Source organism: Baia soyae, assembly GCF_004341445.1.
Lineage (GTDB): Bacteria > Bacillota > Bacilli > Thermoactinomycetales > Thermoactinomycetaceae > Baia > Baia soyae.
This window is the reverse complement of record NZ_SLXV01000009.1, coordinates 1-15,526: the sequence shown is the minus strand read 5'-3', so window position 1 is coordinate 15,526 and position 15,526 is coordinate 1. Positions and strand designations below refer to the sequence as shown.

At 42.9% G+C, this 15,526-nt stretch carries 15 protein-coding genes, 1 tRNA gene and 2 pseudogenes; 15 read left to right on the top strand and 3 right to left on the bottom strand.

All coding sequences use genetic code 11. From position 1 onward, the window contains the following. Positions 1 to 753: a phosphate ABC transporter ATP-binding protein PstB gene (pstB, locus tag EDD57_RS04610; RefSeq protein WP_131848311.1), complete on the top strand. Its 753-nt coding sequence runs from the start codon at positions 1 to 3 to the stop codon at positions 751 to 753. Between the two features lie 260 nt (positions 754 to 1,013). On the opposite strand, the gene EDD57_RS04605 is transcribed toward pstB, so the two are convergent. Further along, positions 1,014 to 2,330, bottom strand: coding sequence for a helix-turn-helix domain-containing protein (locus EDD57_RS04605; RefSeq protein WP_131848310.1), 1,317 nt, complete (start codon positions 2,328 to 2,330; stop codon positions 1,014 to 1,016). A 238-nt stretch (positions 2,331 to 2,568) separates the two neighbouring features. Here EDD57_RS04605 and EDD57_RS04600 point away from each other — a divergent pair, with 238 nt between their 5' ends. Beyond that, positions 2,569 to 2,871: a hypothetical protein gene (locus EDD57_RS04600; protein WP_131848309.1), complete on the top strand. Its 303-nt coding sequence runs from the start codon at positions 2,569 to 2,571 to the stop codon at positions 2,869 to 2,871. Positions 2,872 to 3,076: 205 nt separating this feature from the next. On the opposite strand, the gene pabB is transcribed toward EDD57_RS04600, so the two are convergent. Next, on the bottom strand, positions 3,077 to 4,837 hold the full coding sequence (gene pabB / locus EDD57_RS04595) for an aminodeoxychorismate synthase component I (protein ID WP_131848308.1): 1,761 nt from the start codon (positions 4,835 to 4,837) through the stop codon (positions 3,077 to 3,079). Positions 4,838 to 5,069: 232 nt separating this feature from the next. On the opposite strand from pabB, the gene EDD57_RS04590 reads away from it, so the two are divergent. From EDD57_RS04590 to EDD57_RS14715, 13 genes and pseudogenes are all read left to right on the top strand, one after another. Further along, positions 5,070 to 6,143, top strand: coding sequence for an undecaprenyldiphospho-muramoylpentapeptide beta-N-acetylglucosaminyltransferase (locus EDD57_RS04590; protein ID WP_131848307.1), 1,074 nt, complete (start codon positions 5,070 to 5,072; stop codon positions 6,141 to 6,143). 40 nt (positions 6,144 to 6,183) lie between these two features. After that, on the top strand, positions 6,184 to 6,927 hold the full coding sequence (locus EDD57_RS04585) for a DUF3153 domain-containing protein (RefSeq protein ID WP_131848306.1): 744 nt from the start codon (positions 6,184 to 6,186) through the stop codon (positions 6,925 to 6,927). Further along, entirely contained in the window at positions 6,924 to 7,928 is a 1,005-nt protein-coding gene (locus tag EDD57_RS04580; protein ID WP_131848305.1) for an agmatinase family protein, read from the top strand. The genes EDD57_RS04585 and EDD57_RS04580 overlap by 4 nt, the downstream gene beginning before the upstream one ends. 104 nt (positions 7,929 to 8,032) lie before the next feature. Continuing rightward, positions 8,033 to 8,329 carry a DUF2642 domain-containing protein gene (locus EDD57_RS04575; protein ID WP_131848304.1) on the top strand — a complete coding sequence of 99 codons (297 nt, stop codon included), beginning with the start codon at positions 8,033 to 8,035 and terminating at the stop codon, positions 8,327 to 8,329. A 179-nt stretch (positions 8,330 to 8,508) separates the two neighbouring features. Continuing rightward, complete coding sequence (locus EDD57_RS04570; RefSeq protein WP_131848303.1) at positions 8,509 to 8,952, top strand: MarR family winged helix-turn-helix transcriptional regulator; 444 nt, start codon at positions 8,509 to 8,511, stop codon at positions 8,950 to 8,952. A gap of 103 nt (positions 8,953 to 9,055) precedes the next feature. Beyond that, positions 9,056 to 9,889, top strand: a complete 834-nt coding sequence (gene racE, locus EDD57_RS04565) for a glutamate racemase (protein WP_131848302.1) — start codon at positions 9,056 to 9,058, stop codon at positions 9,887 to 9,889. A 114-nt stretch (positions 9,890 to 10,003) separates the two neighbouring features. Continuing rightward, positions 10,004 to 11,074 carry a GerMN domain-containing protein gene (locus tag EDD57_RS04560; protein ID WP_131848301.1) on the top strand — a complete coding sequence of 357 codons (1,071 nt, stop codon included), beginning with the start codon at positions 10,004 to 10,006 and terminating at the stop codon, positions 11,072 to 11,074. A gap of 128 nt (positions 11,075 to 11,202) precedes the next feature. After that, on the top strand, positions 11,203 to 11,946 hold the full coding sequence (gene rph, locus EDD57_RS04555) for a ribonuclease PH (RefSeq protein ID WP_131848300.1): 744 nt from the start codon (positions 11,203 to 11,205) through the stop codon (positions 11,944 to 11,946). A gap of 1 nt (position 11,947) precedes the next feature. Beyond that, positions 11,948 to 12,583, top strand: a complete 636-nt coding sequence (locus EDD57_RS04550; protein ID WP_131848299.1) for an XTP/dITP diphosphatase — start codon at positions 11,948 to 11,950, stop codon at positions 12,581 to 12,583. Between the two features lie 142 nt (positions 12,584 to 12,725). Further along, complete coding sequence (locus tag EDD57_RS04545) at positions 12,726 to 13,235, top strand: metallophosphoesterase family protein (RefSeq protein WP_131848298.1); 510 nt, start codon at positions 12,726 to 12,728, stop codon at positions 13,233 to 13,235. 90 nt (positions 13,236 to 13,325) lie between these two features. Beyond that, a tRNA-Arg gene (locus tag EDD57_RS04540) sits at positions 13,326 to 13,402 on the top strand. A 128-nt stretch (positions 13,403 to 13,530) separates the two neighbouring features. Then, positions 13,531 to 13,935 (top strand): annotated as a pseudogene (locus tag EDD57_RS15040) (tyrosine-type recombinase/integrase); the annotation flags it as partial. A gap of 190 nt (positions 13,936 to 14,125) precedes the next feature. After that, positions 14,126 to 14,359: pseudogene (locus EDD57_RS14715) on the top strand (tyrosine-type recombinase/integrase); the annotation flags it as partial. Between the two features lie 246 nt (positions 14,360 to 14,605). On the opposite strand, the gene EDD57_RS14920 reads toward EDD57_RS14715, so the two are convergent. Further along, positions 14,606 to 15,526, bottom strand: a 921-nt coding sequence (locus EDD57_RS14920) for a collagen-like domain-containing protein (protein ID WP_481170252.1), incomplete at its 5' end; no start/stop codon positions are given.

Sequence of the window (15,526 nt, the reverse complement as noted above, 5' to 3'; positions counted from 1 at the left end):
ATGTCTATTATTCAAATGAAAAACGTTGATCTATACTATGATAAACATCACGCTTTAAAAAATATTTCGGGTGAGATAAAAGAGCGGTCGATTACAGCCTTAATTGGTCCATCAGGTTGCGGAAAGTCTACCTTTTTACGATCATTAAATCGAATGAATGATATGATCCAAGGCGTACGTATTGAGGGAGAAATTTTAGTAGCGGACCAAAACATCTACCATGCAGATGTAAATGTAGAAAATCTGCGTAAAAACATCGGAATGGTTTTTCAACAGCCAAATCCATTTCCAAAAAGTATCTATGATAATGTCGCATTTGGTATGAGGATTCATGGGATGCGGGATCGGAAAGAGTTAGATGAAGTCGTCGAACAGAGTCTGAAAGCAGCGGCCCTTTGGGATGAGGTAAAGGATATTCTAAAAAAGCCAGCTTATGGATTATCAGGTGGACAACAACAGCGCCTTTGTATCGCGCGGGCTTTGGCAGTACATCCACAAATTTTGCTGATGGATGAACCGACTTCAGCGCTGGATCCTATTTCAACGGCTAAGATTGAAGAGTTAATCGGAGAGCTACGTAAACAATATACGATTGTCATCGTAACGCATAACATGCAACAAGCGGCTAGAATTTCAGATGATACGGCCTTTTTTTTACAAGGAGAAATCATTGAATTTGATACGACGGAAAAGATATTTCATGCGCCTTCTGATCAAAGAACAGAGGATTATATCGCAGGTCGATTTGGCTAAAAGAGAAATAAGGATTTGCTTGTCCCATAGATGAGGAGATAAGCAAATCCTTTTTTTAAAAGACCTATTTAACATAGATCTGAATATTCTACTCTAATGGTGGATCACCGAAAGTGAACAACATGTCCATCAACTCCTATTGGTAAAATAGATGATAGAAACAGAATTTGGCGAAAAATCAGTGCGGGATTGCCATGATTTGTCAAGCAAATTCCTTCTTTGACATAAACAGCATTTTGTACAACTGGAAAATTTTATACTTACTGTTTACTTGTCTCTAATTGTACGGAGATTCGTAAGAATTTGTCAATATAAAATTGATATTTTTTTTTGTCATAATTTGCGCATACATTTGCGAGTTGCATTAGGATTCTTCGTTTATGCTTAGATAAGGCTTTATCTTCCGCTATCTTTAAGGCTTTTTCCCACCATTCAATTGCTTTTAGGCACTTTTTTTGAACGTACTGACATTCTCCATATATGATAAGGGCCTCGACATAATCCATAGCGTCTGTTGTCGAAGAAGCGAGGGACACCGCTCTTTTTAGGACTTCCTCAGCTTCCGTGATATTCCCTTGCTTTAAATGGAGTAGGCCCAGTTTGGTATTGGCTACCACAATGGGCTGTTTTTTCTTTAATTTGCTTTCCAATTGAAGAGAGCAACCGTATGCATATTCTGCATCTGACCACATACTTTTTTTCGTCAGACCATCGCCAAGTACGGTCCATAACTCACAAAGGCGATCATAGGCATAGTTGTACTTGGCTTTTTCAATGCCGACTAACGCACACTCAATAGCCTTATCGTAATGTTCCATTCGGTTAAAGAGACGAGCTCGTACCTCGTACAAATTTAACAATACCTCGCTACTATCAATCTGCTCTTTCTGTTCCCATAATTCATTGATAATCACGTAGGCTTCTTCTGTGACATTGAGTCGCTCTAAATAGATGGCTTTTGCGATTTGAAAGAAATGGATCATATGTGCTTTGTCACCGCTGGGATGGAAGCATTGTTCGGCGGCTATGGTATGTTGTAGCGCCTCTTCTACTTGATTATCCAGATAGTACGTTCTACCCAATGCATAGTAGCAGATGGAAGCTAGATTGGTCGAATGCAGCTCTTTGTGTTGATCGAGAAGAGCGATACACTGCTGGTAGTTTAGCCGAGCGTAGTCCCACTTTTTCTTATACTCATAATATCTTCCGCGTAGATAGGTAACATTGCAGATTCGATGATCATCTTTCGTATACTTTAGCGTGCGAATCTCTTCCCAGCTAAGTTCTGGATCGATGGTGCCTTTCATTTCGATGCCCATCATTACGATCTGATCGTTTAATTGCTGTTGTTCATGTTGTTCGTCTGTATGTAGGAGAGAGTCGAAGCCGATCTCTAGTTTATCGCACAGATATCGAAGTTTTTCCTTGCCTATATGATGAGAGCCACACTCAATTTTACTGATGGTTCCAGTGGAAATTAAGTCGTCTGCTAGATCTTCTTGTCGTAAGTTCTTCTTTTTACGTGCTAAGCGGATCTGTTTGCCTAGCTCTGCATGAATGTATATATACTCTTTCATGTCAGTTCCTCCCGAAAAAATTTCTTGCCATATTTTATGGTTTTAATGATCAAAAGGTTAAGTTTCATCTAATTGCTTCATTTTCACTCTGAAAGACTTTTTTAGGTAGTGTAAGAGTGAGGAAATCTTCCTAACCTATATTTCTTACAGAATTTTCATTATTGGTCAAAATAATTATACTATGGCATGATGGACTTGTCGCTACGAAATATAACAAATTCTGAAAGGAGATCGAATTGTGGTAGAAGTGAAGATTAAAGGAAAAGCGAGTGAAGTAGAACCGATTTTGTATGGTTTGAAACGTTGGGCTCAAGTGGAGGTACTGAAGGCCGAATATGTCTACCCATCGATCCACAAGGATGAGGATGAAATGACACTTACGTGTTCGATCGACAATCCTGTTAATACAAGAGCGAGAAGACTGAAGATGCATTTGGGCAATGGACAAGAAGTAGAGTTTACGTTCCTTGATTTTATGCAAGTTGATCTAGATGATGGAATTCACATTTATTCGGGAAGATTCTACGATATTTTTGCTTAAGTCATGTTTTATCACAAAAAGAATGAAGAAACTGAAGAACTGAAAATACCTTTGGGAAACCCGCTATACATTTTTCATTTTATTCTGAGTTTTATTACGGAGTATGAAATGTTTTGTACATGGTGAGAAGGTTTTCCAAGTTACGATAAATATGAGCAAAGCCAACTTTCATGTGATCATGAGCAGTTGGCTTTGTTTAGCTACATCAGGGTGATTTCTCTACCAAATGAACAGGAACCCAGCTACGGACACTATTAATGAGCCAGATTTGGGTAGTGTGAACGAGATCCTCTTTATACAAAATTTTCTCTACCACTTTTTCTGTTTGGATAAGTTGTTGCCGGAAAGTGCCGTTTAAGAGACCGGAAGAGATGGGGGGAGTGTAGTGAATACCATCTATTTCCAGAACGAGATTGCCAGTCGTGAATTCGGTTAGCTCACCTTGCTCATTCCATAGCAGTACATCATATAAATCGGGTTTTGTTTGTTTATGTAACTGATAGACGCCTCTCTCGGTTGTCTTGTGATAGAGATAGGGATGATTTCGAGAGACGGGAGTAGTAGCCAGTCCGATTAATTGTGACTCTCTGGCGCGCTGGATCCGTTCTCCGATAATATCCCAATGACCGAGATGATCTAGAGTGATTCTAACCTTCCAGCTATCATGGGGATGATGAAGAGCAAACTGTGCTAAATGGGTTTGATAGATAGATAGATCACACGGAAAACCTAAGGCTTTAGCAGAATGAGAGATTCGTTTTTCATGTAAATCAACTAGCCAATAGTGCCCTTCTTTTAATAGGATGCTTTCGATTAATTGAAAGGTAGGAGTTGCTTTCTGGAGAATGGCTGTTTTCATGAGGACTTCTTCATACTCTTCTTCGGCAGTAGAATCCCACGTAATCCCCCCGCCAACTCCATAGGTAGCAAGCTGTTTTTCTTGATCGATTTGAACCGTACGAATGGGAACGTTAAAGGCTGCATCTCCCTCAGGAGTCCAGAATCCGATGGCTCCACAGTATACATTTCGCGGGGCTTCTTCGATCCTATCGATAATCTGCATCGTACTTCTTTTAGGAGCCCCTGTGATAGAGCCACATGGAAATAGGGCTTGGAAAATCTCTAGAGGTGTAGCCCCTTTGTCTAGTTGGGCTATAATGGTAGATGTCATTTGAAACAGGGTTGGATAGGTTTCAATGGAAAATAGCTCTGGGACTTCAACGGTACCTTGTAGGGCTACTTTTCCAAGGTCGTTACGAAGAAGATCGACAATCATGACATTCTCTGCTCGGTTTTTTTCGGACTGTGAAAGCCATTCTTTGTTTTGACGGTCTTCCTCTGGATTGCTCCCGCGAGCCATCGTTCCTTTCATCGGCCTTGTTGTGATCGTGGATTGATCGATTCGAAAGAACAACTCTGGAGATGCGGAGAGAACTTGAAAACGTCCTGTATCGATATAGGATGTATAAGATGCTTGTTGGACATCTGTTAACTGTCGATAGAAAGCAAGTGGATCTTGATGGTTCCATGGACTTTCTACTCGAAGGGTATAGTTCACTTGGTAGGTATTGCCCTTTGCAATCTCTTCTTTAATCGTCTGAATCCCTTGTTGGTACTGCTCTCTTGAAATGAGGGATTGCCAAGAGAGATGATGAACGGGATGAAGCGGTCGATGTAAGAAATCTCCTTTGATCGGCTTTTCATATACACCGAACCACAGATAAGGAACTTCACTCGACGTATTGCAGATATCGCTTGATACAAAGATGGCTCCAGACTCATAAGATAGCCATCCTGCTACATAAAATCCCGCTTGCAGATATTCTTGAAGCTGCTGAAGGGAAGGGATGATCTCTTCTAATGAATAGGCCGTTACGATGTGAATCGGATTTAAAAATGTGAGAGGATTGCTTCTTCCTTGCAAGTCAGGAAATTCGAATAAAAGTTGTGGGGATGAATGTGTCACGATGGGTCACACCTTACATTGGTTAGGATGAGAGTAGATTTATTATGGATGAGTATATCATAAAAGAGTGTGTAGATTGCGATTGTTATGGGATACATTGCCCCTAATTTGTTCCTAATTTACTGGTTCATTAACAGCTTTTTGTGCTACAGTAGATGCATTCAAAGGACGCTTTTGCTATATGTGTTCGAGTATTCTACGTCTTACATTTACGAGAGGAATCAAAGGGGATATGAAGAAAAAAAAGGTATTGTTTACGGGTGGTGGAACGGCAGGGCATGTTACGGTCAATCTAGCTCTGATTCCGAAGTTTCAAGAAGATCAGTGGGAAGTTTCGTATATTGGTTCTCATGACGGGATTGAGCGGGAGTTAATTGGAAAGTTGGAGAATGTTCCGTATGAGCCTGTGACTACAGGGAAGCTTCGCCGTTATTTTGATTTGAAAAATATAAAAGATCCGTTTAAGGTGTTGCAAGGGATTTGGGAGGCGTACCGTAAGATACGCAAACTCAAACCAAATGTTATTTTCTCAAAAGGTGGATTTGTTTCGGTCCCAGTTGTACTAGGAGGTTGGATGAATCGTGTGCCGATTATTATTCATGAATCGGATCTAACCCCAGGGTTGGCCAATAAGATCGCGATGCCATTTGCGAGTAAAGTTTGTACGACGTTTGCCGAGACGATGAAACATATTAAAGGAAATAAGGGTGAGTATTTAGGGGCAGTTGTACGAGAGGAATTATTTAGTGGGGATCGCAAAAGAGGCCTGATTTTATGCGATTTCGTGTCGAGTAAACCTGTCTTGCTAGTGATGGGCGGAAGTATGGGCTCCCAGAAGATTAACCAAGTGGTCCGGGAGAATCTCGATGCCCTGTTACCAACGTATCAGATTGTACATATCACAGGAAAAGGTGCTATGGATCAATCATTATTAAGGAAGCCTGGATACCGGCAGTTTGAATATGTGAGCTGGGAATTGCCTGATTTGATGGCTATGGCCGATCTGGTTGTTTCTCGTGCAGGGTCTAACTCTATTTTTGAATTTGCGTCTTTACATAAACCGATGCTTTTGATTCCATTATCGCGTGCGGCGAGTCGTGGGGATCAGATTTTGAATGCAAGTCTATTCGGGAAACAGGGGATTGCTGAGGTGCTAATGGAAGAGGATTTAGCGAATGAATCATTTTTAGATGCTGTTACAAGTACTTGGGCGAACCGAGAACAGTTAATCGAAAACATGAAAGCGAAAAAATTGACCTGTACGGCTCGCGAAGTGGCTAAGATGATCCAGTCATTTGCTAAGTAGAGGCTTTGTTAAGTAGGAATAAGAAGGGGAAGGTATTTTCATGCGGCTAGGGAGACGGTCTGGTTTTCTTTTTATATTAGTTGTGATGATGTTAACGTTAGTCGGTTGTGTGGATGCGGATCTTCATGCCACCGTTAACCGTGACGGGACAGGAACATTTCAACTGAAGGTTATGACAACGGATAAACAAGTATGGGATAAATTGAAAGAAGCAGTAGGGCCTGAGGGAGATGGACCGTTTAAAGAGCTTGAGAAGAAAGGCTTTGAGAAAAAAATATCAGATCAAGCTGGCCAATATGGTTTTACTTTTACCAAGAAGATCCAAGATGTAGCCAATCCAAAAGAGTGGGACTTAATGGGAGAAGAAGCTGAGGGTGTAACTTTTGCGAAAAAGAAAAGCTTTCTATTCACTACTTATCAGCTAAATAGGCAGGAAATGGGGACGGCGTTAAGTAATGCTGGAGATCTTGCCGGGATGATCAACTCCCGATTTAAGTTAACGTTGCCTGTCAAACCAGATTCCCATAACGCGGATCGAGTTGAAGATGATGGAACGTTAGTATGGGACTTGAAAAATAAAAAGCCGATCCAAGTACAAGTTTCGGTAATCAATTTATGGGTTATCGTGACACTCGGTGTAATCGGGATGGCGTTGATAGTGGGAATCTTTTGGTTCATAAAGAAGCGAAAAAATCGCTCGAATCAAGATCCGCCCGCATGGGGACAGGGATCGGACCCTTTAAATCCAACTACGATGGGACCAAATGAGGAGAGACCGAATTGAAACATCAACTATCAGAAGTAGTCGAGTTGCCTGCCTTTCATTGGAGAGAAACAGATACAGTTGAGCGTGTGAGTGATTGGATTTGTTCCCGCAAGAATGGAGATTGGTGGGACTTATGCCAAGCGCAAAATTGGGATGTTACGTTGCTAGGAGTTCCGCTATCAAGATCTTCCATCAGTGCATCAGCTGCGAGTGAGCATCCAGAAGCATTTCGTAGGATGTGGAAGTATTTTGTACCTTATCATGTAGATTATGATCTCGACTTAACCCCTCTTCGGATCGTGGATGTGGGAGATGTGATCCAGCATACTACCGATATCGGGATTAATCACCAGCGAATTGAAGAAGCTATGACGTTGCTTCGAAAGCAGTTCCCGCGGACGTTTCCGATTACGATTGGTGGGGACCACTCCATTACAGCTCCACTCGTGAAGGGATGGAAACGGGCGCATCCTGGTGAAAGAATCGGGATCTTGCAATTAGATACCCATTTTGATCTCCGCCCTCTAACAAGCGGACCCAGTAATGGTACCGTTATTCGTAATTTAATAGAAAGCCAAGCGATCAAGGGCTCAGATGTATGGAATATTGGTTTACATGGATTTTATAATACGAAATCGTTGCGAGATTACGCTCAGTTAAAGGGAGTACGCTATATTCCGCTACGAGAAGCACGTATGGCGGGGATGGTGGAAACGATTCAGCGTGCATTACAGCAACTGGAACAAGAAGTGGATACGATTTATTTGACAGTCGATATGGACGTTTTAGACATAGCCTATGCACCAGGGGTTGCCGCTGCAACAGTGGGTGGCATGCGCACGGACGAGTTATTTTCTGCCATCTATGAAGCAAGCCAACACCCACTAGTAAAAGCAATGGATATCGTATGCGTGGATCCAAGAAAAGACGTTGCCGAGATGACGGTAAGAGCAGCGGTTCATACGATGATGACGTTTTTGAGTGGATTTTGTATGCGGAAGAAGCAAGAAATATTATAGAGCGTGTTTTAAAAAACTTTTCCATAAAATGGGCATTTATCCCAGTCCATATGCACCTTAGTCACATATCATGAATGTGATTAAACATAGGGGAGGATAAGTCCATGGAAAATAATTACGATGTAAAGCGCGAACCATACAGACCAATGCCAATGCCAATGCCGAAGAAGCCAATGGAACAAGGATATGGTTATAGCCGGATGGAGATCGTAGAGCCATACTTATATGAGGCTTTAAGATGTCTGTGTGGAAGAAAAGTATGTATCACAACGACTTGTGGAAAATACAGAGGCGAGTTACTAAAAGTAAAACGCGATCACCTTGTGATTTGCGAGGGCCAATGTGTATGCTACGTTCGTCTGCAAACGATTTGCGTCGTTATGCCTGAGCCAAAGTGCTAGTTATCGTTTGATCTAAAAACTCAGTCTCGAAAGCAAGAGCTTCCCTAATCAATAGGGGAGCTTTTGCTTGGGAACTGAAATTCCTCGTAAGTAGGATGATCTTTTGTTAAAATAGTCGTAGCTCTTGCAAGAATCAAGGACTTCAGGTAGAGCGGGAATATAATATTAAGGGGAGCCTTATGAAAGAACATTCTATTACACCCGAGACTGTCAACGAGATTGAACGTCTATTACGCGAAATTAGTGTGATTGTAAAGCGCCATGGGCGTGAAATTTTACACAATTTCCCCATTACCCCACCCCAATTAAATGCCTTGCTTTGGTTAAATGAAGAGGGGGATCTAACGATTGGGGATCTTAGTCAAAAGATGTATCTCGCTTGTAGTACGATGACCGATTTGATTGACCGGATGGAGAAGAATAAGTTGGTCGCGCGAATCCGTGATGATAAGGATCGCCGTGTGGTTCGCATTCGTCTCTTGGAATACGGGAAAGAAGTAATTAATGAGGTTTTAGCAGCGCGCAGAGCCTACTTGGCACAAGTACTAGAAAATGAGACAAATGAAAGCGCTACAATTATGAGAGATTACCTACAGGTTTTATTTGATAAAATGAAAGACTAACCCCTTGTGAAAGGGGTCCTTTTTATTACATATGTTTGAGCAGACTAGCATTATCGATCATATCATGATACTTTAAGGGAACTGTAAAGAGGAGGTGGTTACTATGGATCGTAATGTGATTGGAGTTTTGGATTCTGGCGTAGGTGGGCTTACCGTTGTCAAAGAAATCATGAGACAACTGCCGAAAGAGACGGTCTACTACTTTGGTGATACTCTTCGCTGTCCTTATGGACCCCGAACAAAAGAAGAAGTGCGCCAATTCACTTTTGAGATCATAGACTATCTTCTCCAATACCCGCTTAAAGCGATTGTCATTGCCTGTAATACAGCGACGGCTGCTGCATTAGTTGAAGTGCAGAAACATATCAAGCTCCCTGTGCTAGGAGTCATTGAGCCGGGTTCAAGAGCTGCGATTAAAGCATCTAAGCGGGGAGAAATTGGAGTGATCGGTACAGTTGGTACCATTCATAGTAAAGCTTATGAGCATGCACTTAAGCGACTTAATCCAGATCTCACCGTGCATAGCTTGGCCTGTCCCACATTAGTTCCTCTCGTCGAAAGTGGACAGCGAAACACTTCACTTGCCGATCAGATTGTGGAGCAAGCGCTTCGTCCCCTTGAGCAGAAGCAGTATGATTCCTTAATTTTAGGCTGTACGCATTATCCGTTATTAACGTCTTCTTTTAAGAAGGTGCTCCCTACACATGTCGAATTGATCAGCTCGGCTGAGGAGACAGCTGTGGAGTTAAGTACTATTTTGCAATATCAAGCGCTTCTATCGGAGCGAAAGTCATTTCATCGTTTTTTCACAACAGGAGATCCACGATCTTTCCAAGCCATTGCGCAAGATTGGTTAGGACAGATTGTTCGAGTAGAACATGTAAAACTATCATCCGACCTAGTTCATTTTCCATCAAAAGAAGTTCGATTGCCTTAAAAAGCCCATGAGATACGTTATATCGTGGGTTTTTTCTTTTTGAAAATAGTTGTCCTAAAAACGGTTTCTCCTCGTATACATATATCAATACTTGTCCTGTAGGAGGAACGAAATATGAACAAAAAAGTATGTGCCGCCCTGATCGTACCGTTTTTATTGGTTGGATGTATGGGTCAAGACAAAGATGCAGTAGCACCAGTCGATCCACCGCCAGCCGATGCGGCTAAAAAAATGGAACAAGCATCTAGTGTCGTTACCACAACACCGCCAGCGGATCCGAAATCGGGGGATAAAGAGAATAAAACCAGCCAGAAAACAGACGATAAAAAAGTTGTGAAAGGTTCTGAGCTGTATTTCTTAACTGACTCGGGTTATGTGGTGCCTTATACCCTTTCAAAAGAGCTAAAAAACAGTAATGAAGCTCTATCTTACTTGGTAGAAGATCAAGCAAAATCAATGGTTCCAAAAGGATTCCAAGGTGCACTTCCAAAAGGAACGAAGATCAAAGGCGTACAAGTGAAAGATGGAGTTGCAACGGTTGATTTTAGTAAGGAATTTACCAAGTATGATACAAAGAAAGAGGAGCACATCTTTAGTGCGATTACGTGGACTGTTACTCAATTTGGGAATGTCAAAACGGTTAACCTGAACGTGGAAGGGAAGCCATATACGGCGAAAAGCAAGATGAAGACACAAGGGCTTTCTCGTCAAGATGGGATCAACTTAGAGATTGCTAAAGGAGTTGATATGACCCAAAGCATGCCGGTTACCTTGTATTTTATGGCTCAGTCAGAGGATCGCACGGTCTACTATGTTCCGGTTACCCGAATGATCAACCGTGCGGATAATCGTGCGAAGTCGGCTCTTCAAGAACTAGTAAGAGGACCTGAGTTAGATTCCAAACTGGTTAGTGCCCTTGATAGTACGTTAACGGTCAACAATGTCGCCCTAAAAGGAGATACCGTCACAGCTGACCTCGGAGAACAGCTCTTACAGTTTAGTACGCAAAACAAGGCTTCTCAACAAGCGGTTGATATGATTGTCCTTTCTTTAACGGAAAATACAGCTGCGAAAACAGTGAAGTTTCTCGTGAATGGAAAAGATAGCATGAGTACGATGACAAAGGGTGAAAAGTTATCGGATCCTGTGTCTCGTCCACAGAAGATTAATGCAGTTTCTATGTGAGTAAACATAGGAGAATAGGGTCAGGAGGAGATGCTTGGTTCTTTGTAAGCCTAGGCATCTTCTTTTTTATGAGCGTACTATTTGATTATGCTATACTAGAGAAATCTAGGATTTGGAGGGATAGGCTGTTGAGACCAGACACACGAGAAAATAATCAACTAAGACCAGTGGAAATCATTCGTCCATACATAAAATCGGCTGAAGGTTCCGTATTGATCAGCGTGGGGGATACCCGAGTGATCTGTACGGCATCCATAGAAGAGAAAGTTCCGCCGTTTCTACGAAATTCGGGCAAGGGATGGATTACGGCCGAATATTCGATGCTACCTCGGGCCACTCAACAACGTACGATCCGTGAAGCGAGTAAAGGAAAACTAGGTGGCAGAACGATGGAGATCCAGCGCCTAATTGGGCGTACCTTGCGCTCTGTCATTGATCTAAAGGCGCTTGGTGAGCGTACGATTTGGATTGACTGTGATGTGATCCAAGCAGATGGCGGGACACGTACGGCTGCGATTACAGGAGCGTTTGTAGCGTTGGTAGATGCATTAGCCAAACTGAAACAAGCGGGTACGATTTCTAAGTTTCCTATTAAGGATTTCCTAGCTGCTACGAGTGTTGGTGTTGTGGGTAATGAAGTTCGCCTCGATCTGTGCTATGAAGAAGATTCGAGTGCTGTGGTGGATATGAATCTGATTATGACAGGGCAAGGCAAGTTTGTAGAGATTCAAGGTACAGGCGAATCCAATCCGTTTAGCAGTGAACAGCTGATGGAACTACTAGAGGTAGGAAAAGCGGGTATCGCAGAACTGATCCAACTACAGAAGAATGCCCTCGGTGAACATGCTTCTTATGTGGGAGTAGGAGTATAACATGAAAAAAGCGTGGCAGTATCCCTATGTACTGATTGCATCCCAAAATCAGCATAAACTAAAAGAGTTCCGTGATCTGTTTCAGTTAGAGCTAGGAATTGGCGTGAAAGGATTAGATGAGTTTCCAGATGCGCCTGAAATCATAGAGGATCAAGATACGTTTGAAGGAAATGCAGTGAAGAAGTCGGAAACAATCTCTCGTTGGTTAGGACAACCGGTTCTTTCCGATGACTCAGGGATTGTGGTTCCTGCTTTGGACGGAGCACCAGGTGTGTATTCGGCCCGATATGCAGGAGAAGGAAGCACCGACCAGCAAAATGTTCAAAAAATGCTTCACGAGATGGAGGCGATTCCTGCTTCGGATCGTGGGGCTTACTATGTATGTGTCATGGCACTTTCGGTACCGGATGAAGAATCCAAATTTGTGCGGGGAGAATGTCATGGGGTTGTGGCTCATGAGCCTAGAGGGGAAAATGGGTTTGGATATGATCCCGTTTTCTATATGCCAGAGCGTGAGCAAACGATGGCGGAGCTACGTAGTGAGGAAAAGAGAGCGATTAGTCATCGTTCGATTGCGACGAAGAAGTTGGTTGAGTTGTTGAAGGAGACGTATACGTTTTCTAGACATGTTGACTAACTAGGTAGATTAGATATTAGATGGCTTCGGGGCATGAATCTGACAACAGCTCAAATACATTGCCCCTATTCCATTCAATTTACTGGTTAACAATAAGTCAAATAGTTAGCTCGTAACGTTTACGAGAGGTGGGGTAGTTGGCATGAAGATCTTGATTACAAGTGACTCTCATGGGAAGAAAGATTTACTTGAGCAGATTATTGAGCGAGAGAAGCCGGATCATACGATTCATTGTGGTGATTTTTGTACGGATTTGATCGAGTTGCCAGATGTCCCGTTAACGGTGGTGCGTGGGAATTGTGATTGGGAGCGGGTTCCGGAAGAAGATACGTATGAAGTGGATGGATTACGTTTTTATGTGACACATGGACATCTATTTCGAGTGAGTCAGTCGGGGCTACCGCTTAAATATCGGGCTGAGGAAAAGGATGCGCAGATCGTTTGCTTCGGTCACTCTCATTATCCAGTATGCGATCAGGTGGATGAGCGTTTGTATATCAACCCGGGAAGCATCAAGCAGGCAAGGGGCTTTGCGTACCCTACTTATTCGGTATTGTCGATTGGCACAGATCAGCAGATTGAAGTCACCTATCACCAAGTAGACGGTACTCCGATTACCGAGCGTGGGGGAACCTATCAATTGAAAAAGTGAAGAAACAGCTTATTTTCTTCACTTTTTCGTTGACATGGTGGCTGTAAACCTTGTATAATCATACTTACTTGCGAATGAAATCGTAACTGTGTCCCAGTAGCTCAGCTGGATAGAGCAACGGCCTTCTAAGCCGTCGGTCGGGCGTTCGAATCGCTCCTGGGATGCCAATGAAAAGTGGAAAAAAAGGCGTCATATCAACCTTCTGTGTATCTAAGTGCAACGGTCAGTATCACGGTCAAAAAGTCAAAATGTACCCATTTTCGGCTTAGTGAAACTAGCTCGTGTTCTTAGAATAATGCAGGGGGTTTTTGTGTTGACGAAAAGAAAAGGTTTGTTAGATGTTAAGGTGAACGTAAATGATTTACTTTCAGAAACATCTGAAGGTGGTTTGATTCCTTTGAAAGAAAAATCTAGAAAAAAAGCGAAGAAGAAAGCTGAAACTAGGGTTTCTGATGGCATGGGTATTATTGAAGCATTAGAATTAGTAGCAAGACAAATGGAAGCCACTGGATTTCGAGATAGGACGATTAGCGATTACACATTCTACGTTAATCATTTCCAAAGGTTCACAAACGTACAGTACCTTCAGGACATTTCGGCAGACACCGTATACAATTGGCTAGAGAGCATGAACGTGAGCAATCAAACAAAATTAACACGTCTCAAATGCCTAAAGGCCTTTTTTTCACGATGTTTTGATAACCGTTGGATTGAAGCTAAGTTTTGGAAGACGATTCATGTGAAAGTTGATCAGAGAGTCAAAGAGGGCGCATCGGAGCAAAATGTAAGGGTTTTACTCTCCCTGTTAGACCTAAGTAATTTTATCCATCTAAGGGATGCGGTTGCGGTTCTTTTGATGTTCAAAACAGGTATTCGGATTAAAGGAAATAATCTACACATCCCAAGCATACAAACGGTTACAAAAGGCAGCAGACATGGCAGAAGTAGATTCAATTGGCACTCATACGATGAGGAAAACGTTCGGCTACTGGTACTACAAACAGACGAAGGATGTAGCGAAGTTACAGATGATCTTGAATCACTCGCATCCTTCGATTACTTTGAGATACATTGGAATTACGAATGAAGAGATCGAAAATGATTTATTGTCATTCAAACTATAAACGAACGAAAGACGGAACCTAGTTAAAAGGAATCCGTCTATTTTCATTACCCCCAAAAGCCCCCCTCTGGTACATGGTCCAAAAACGACAGATTCAATCTCTAGGTCCCTCTGTCTCTGAAGAAGTAAATTTCATACATAATCTCTTTAATTTGGTATCTTAGAAGCCTCTGTTTAAGAGGACTTTCTAGCTATTTTTCATTTTACTCACTTTTTTCACCAGAACCTCAGCTTTAGAACCCTAATTTTAAGGACCAACTCTTACAATCATGAGGGTACATGGATCAATTGGCGTCCCATCTATATTTCCAATTAGAGTACTAGGGGTCATACCTACATTCCGAATCGCTATTTGACTATTTGCGGCAAAACGTCTAATAGCAAATCCTGAGAACGCATGTGGTCCTGTTCCAGTATTACTTTGTCCTGATGATGATCCAGCGATTGTACCTGCGGGTGGACTTATACTAGCCAAGGCAAAATTTGAAGCTTCTCCCGTTGCTGTTATTACGGTATAAGACATTGTGTAGAATCCAGGCTGAACAATAGTTATTATCCCATTCACATCAGCAGAAAATGCTCCTGCTGGCTCGCTTACCCTAACAACGGTTGTAGGAGCGTTCCCGGCTGGAGGTACAACTACCGTATTGGGAGGAGCATTAAAGGTTCCAGCAACTGCAACAGCTGGTCCCGTAGGTCCACTTGGTCCCGTTGGTCCCTGAGGTCCGATATCCCCCGAAGGCCCACTTGGTCCCGTAGGTCCCTGAGGTCCAATATCCCCCGAAGGTCCACTTGGTCCCGTAGGTCCTTGAGGTCCAATATCCCCCGAAGGCCCACTTGGTCCCGTAGGTCCCTGAGGTCCAATATCCCCCGAAGGTCCACTTGGTCCCGTTGGTCCCTGAGGTCCAATATCCCCCGAAGGCCCACTTGGTCCCGTTGGTCCCTGAGGTCCGATATCCCCCGAAGGCCCACTTGGTCCCGTAGGTCCTTGAGGTCCGATATCCCCCGAAGGCCCACTTGGTCCCGTAGGTCCCTGAGGTCCGATATCCCCCGAAGGCCCACTTGGTCCCGTAGGTCCTTGAGGTCCGATATCCCCCGAAGGCCCACTTGGTCCCGTTGGTCCCTGAGGTCCGATATCCCCCGAAGGCCCACTTGGTCCCGTTGGTCC

What these genes read in the sequence shown, in the direction of transcription:
- pstB (WP_131848311.1), top strand. Translation starts at nt 1, where the DNA reads ATGTCTATTATTCAAATGAAAAACGTTGATCTATACTATGATAAACAT.
- EDD57_RS04605 (WP_131848310.1), bottom strand. Translation starts at nt 2,330, where the DNA reads ATGAAAGAGTATATATACATTCATGCAGAGCTAGGCAAACAGATCCGC.
- EDD57_RS04590 (WP_131848307.1), top strand. Translation starts at nt 5,070, where the DNA reads ATGAAGAAAAAAAAGGTATTGTTTACGGGTGGTGGAACGGCAGGGCAT.
- EDD57_RS04585 (WP_131848306.1), top strand. Translation starts at nt 6,184, where the DNA reads ATGCGGCTAGGGAGACGGTCTGGTTTTCTTTTTATATTAGTTGTGATG.
- EDD57_RS04575 (WP_131848304.1), top strand. Translation starts at nt 8,033, where the DNA reads ATGGAAAATAATTACGATGTAAAGCGCGAACCATACAGACCAATGCCA.
- EDD57_RS04570 (WP_131848303.1), top strand. Translation starts at nt 8,509, where the DNA reads ATGAAAGAACATTCTATTACACCCGAGACTGTCAACGAGATTGAACGT.
- racE (WP_131848302.1), top strand. Translation starts at nt 9,056, where the DNA reads ATGGATCGTAATGTGATTGGAGTTTTGGATTCTGGCGTAGGTGGGCTT.
- EDD57_RS04560 (WP_131848301.1), top strand. Translation starts at nt 10,004, where the DNA reads ATGAACAAAAAAGTATGTGCCGCCCTGATCGTACCGTTTTTATTGGTT.
- EDD57_RS04550 (WP_131848299.1), top strand. Translation starts at nt 11,948, where the DNA reads ATGAAAAAAGCGTGGCAGTATCCCTATGTACTGATTGCATCCCAAAAT.
- EDD57_RS04545 (WP_131848298.1), top strand. Translation starts at nt 12,726, where the DNA reads ATGAAGATCTTGATTACAAGTGACTCTCATGGGAAGAAAGATTTACTT.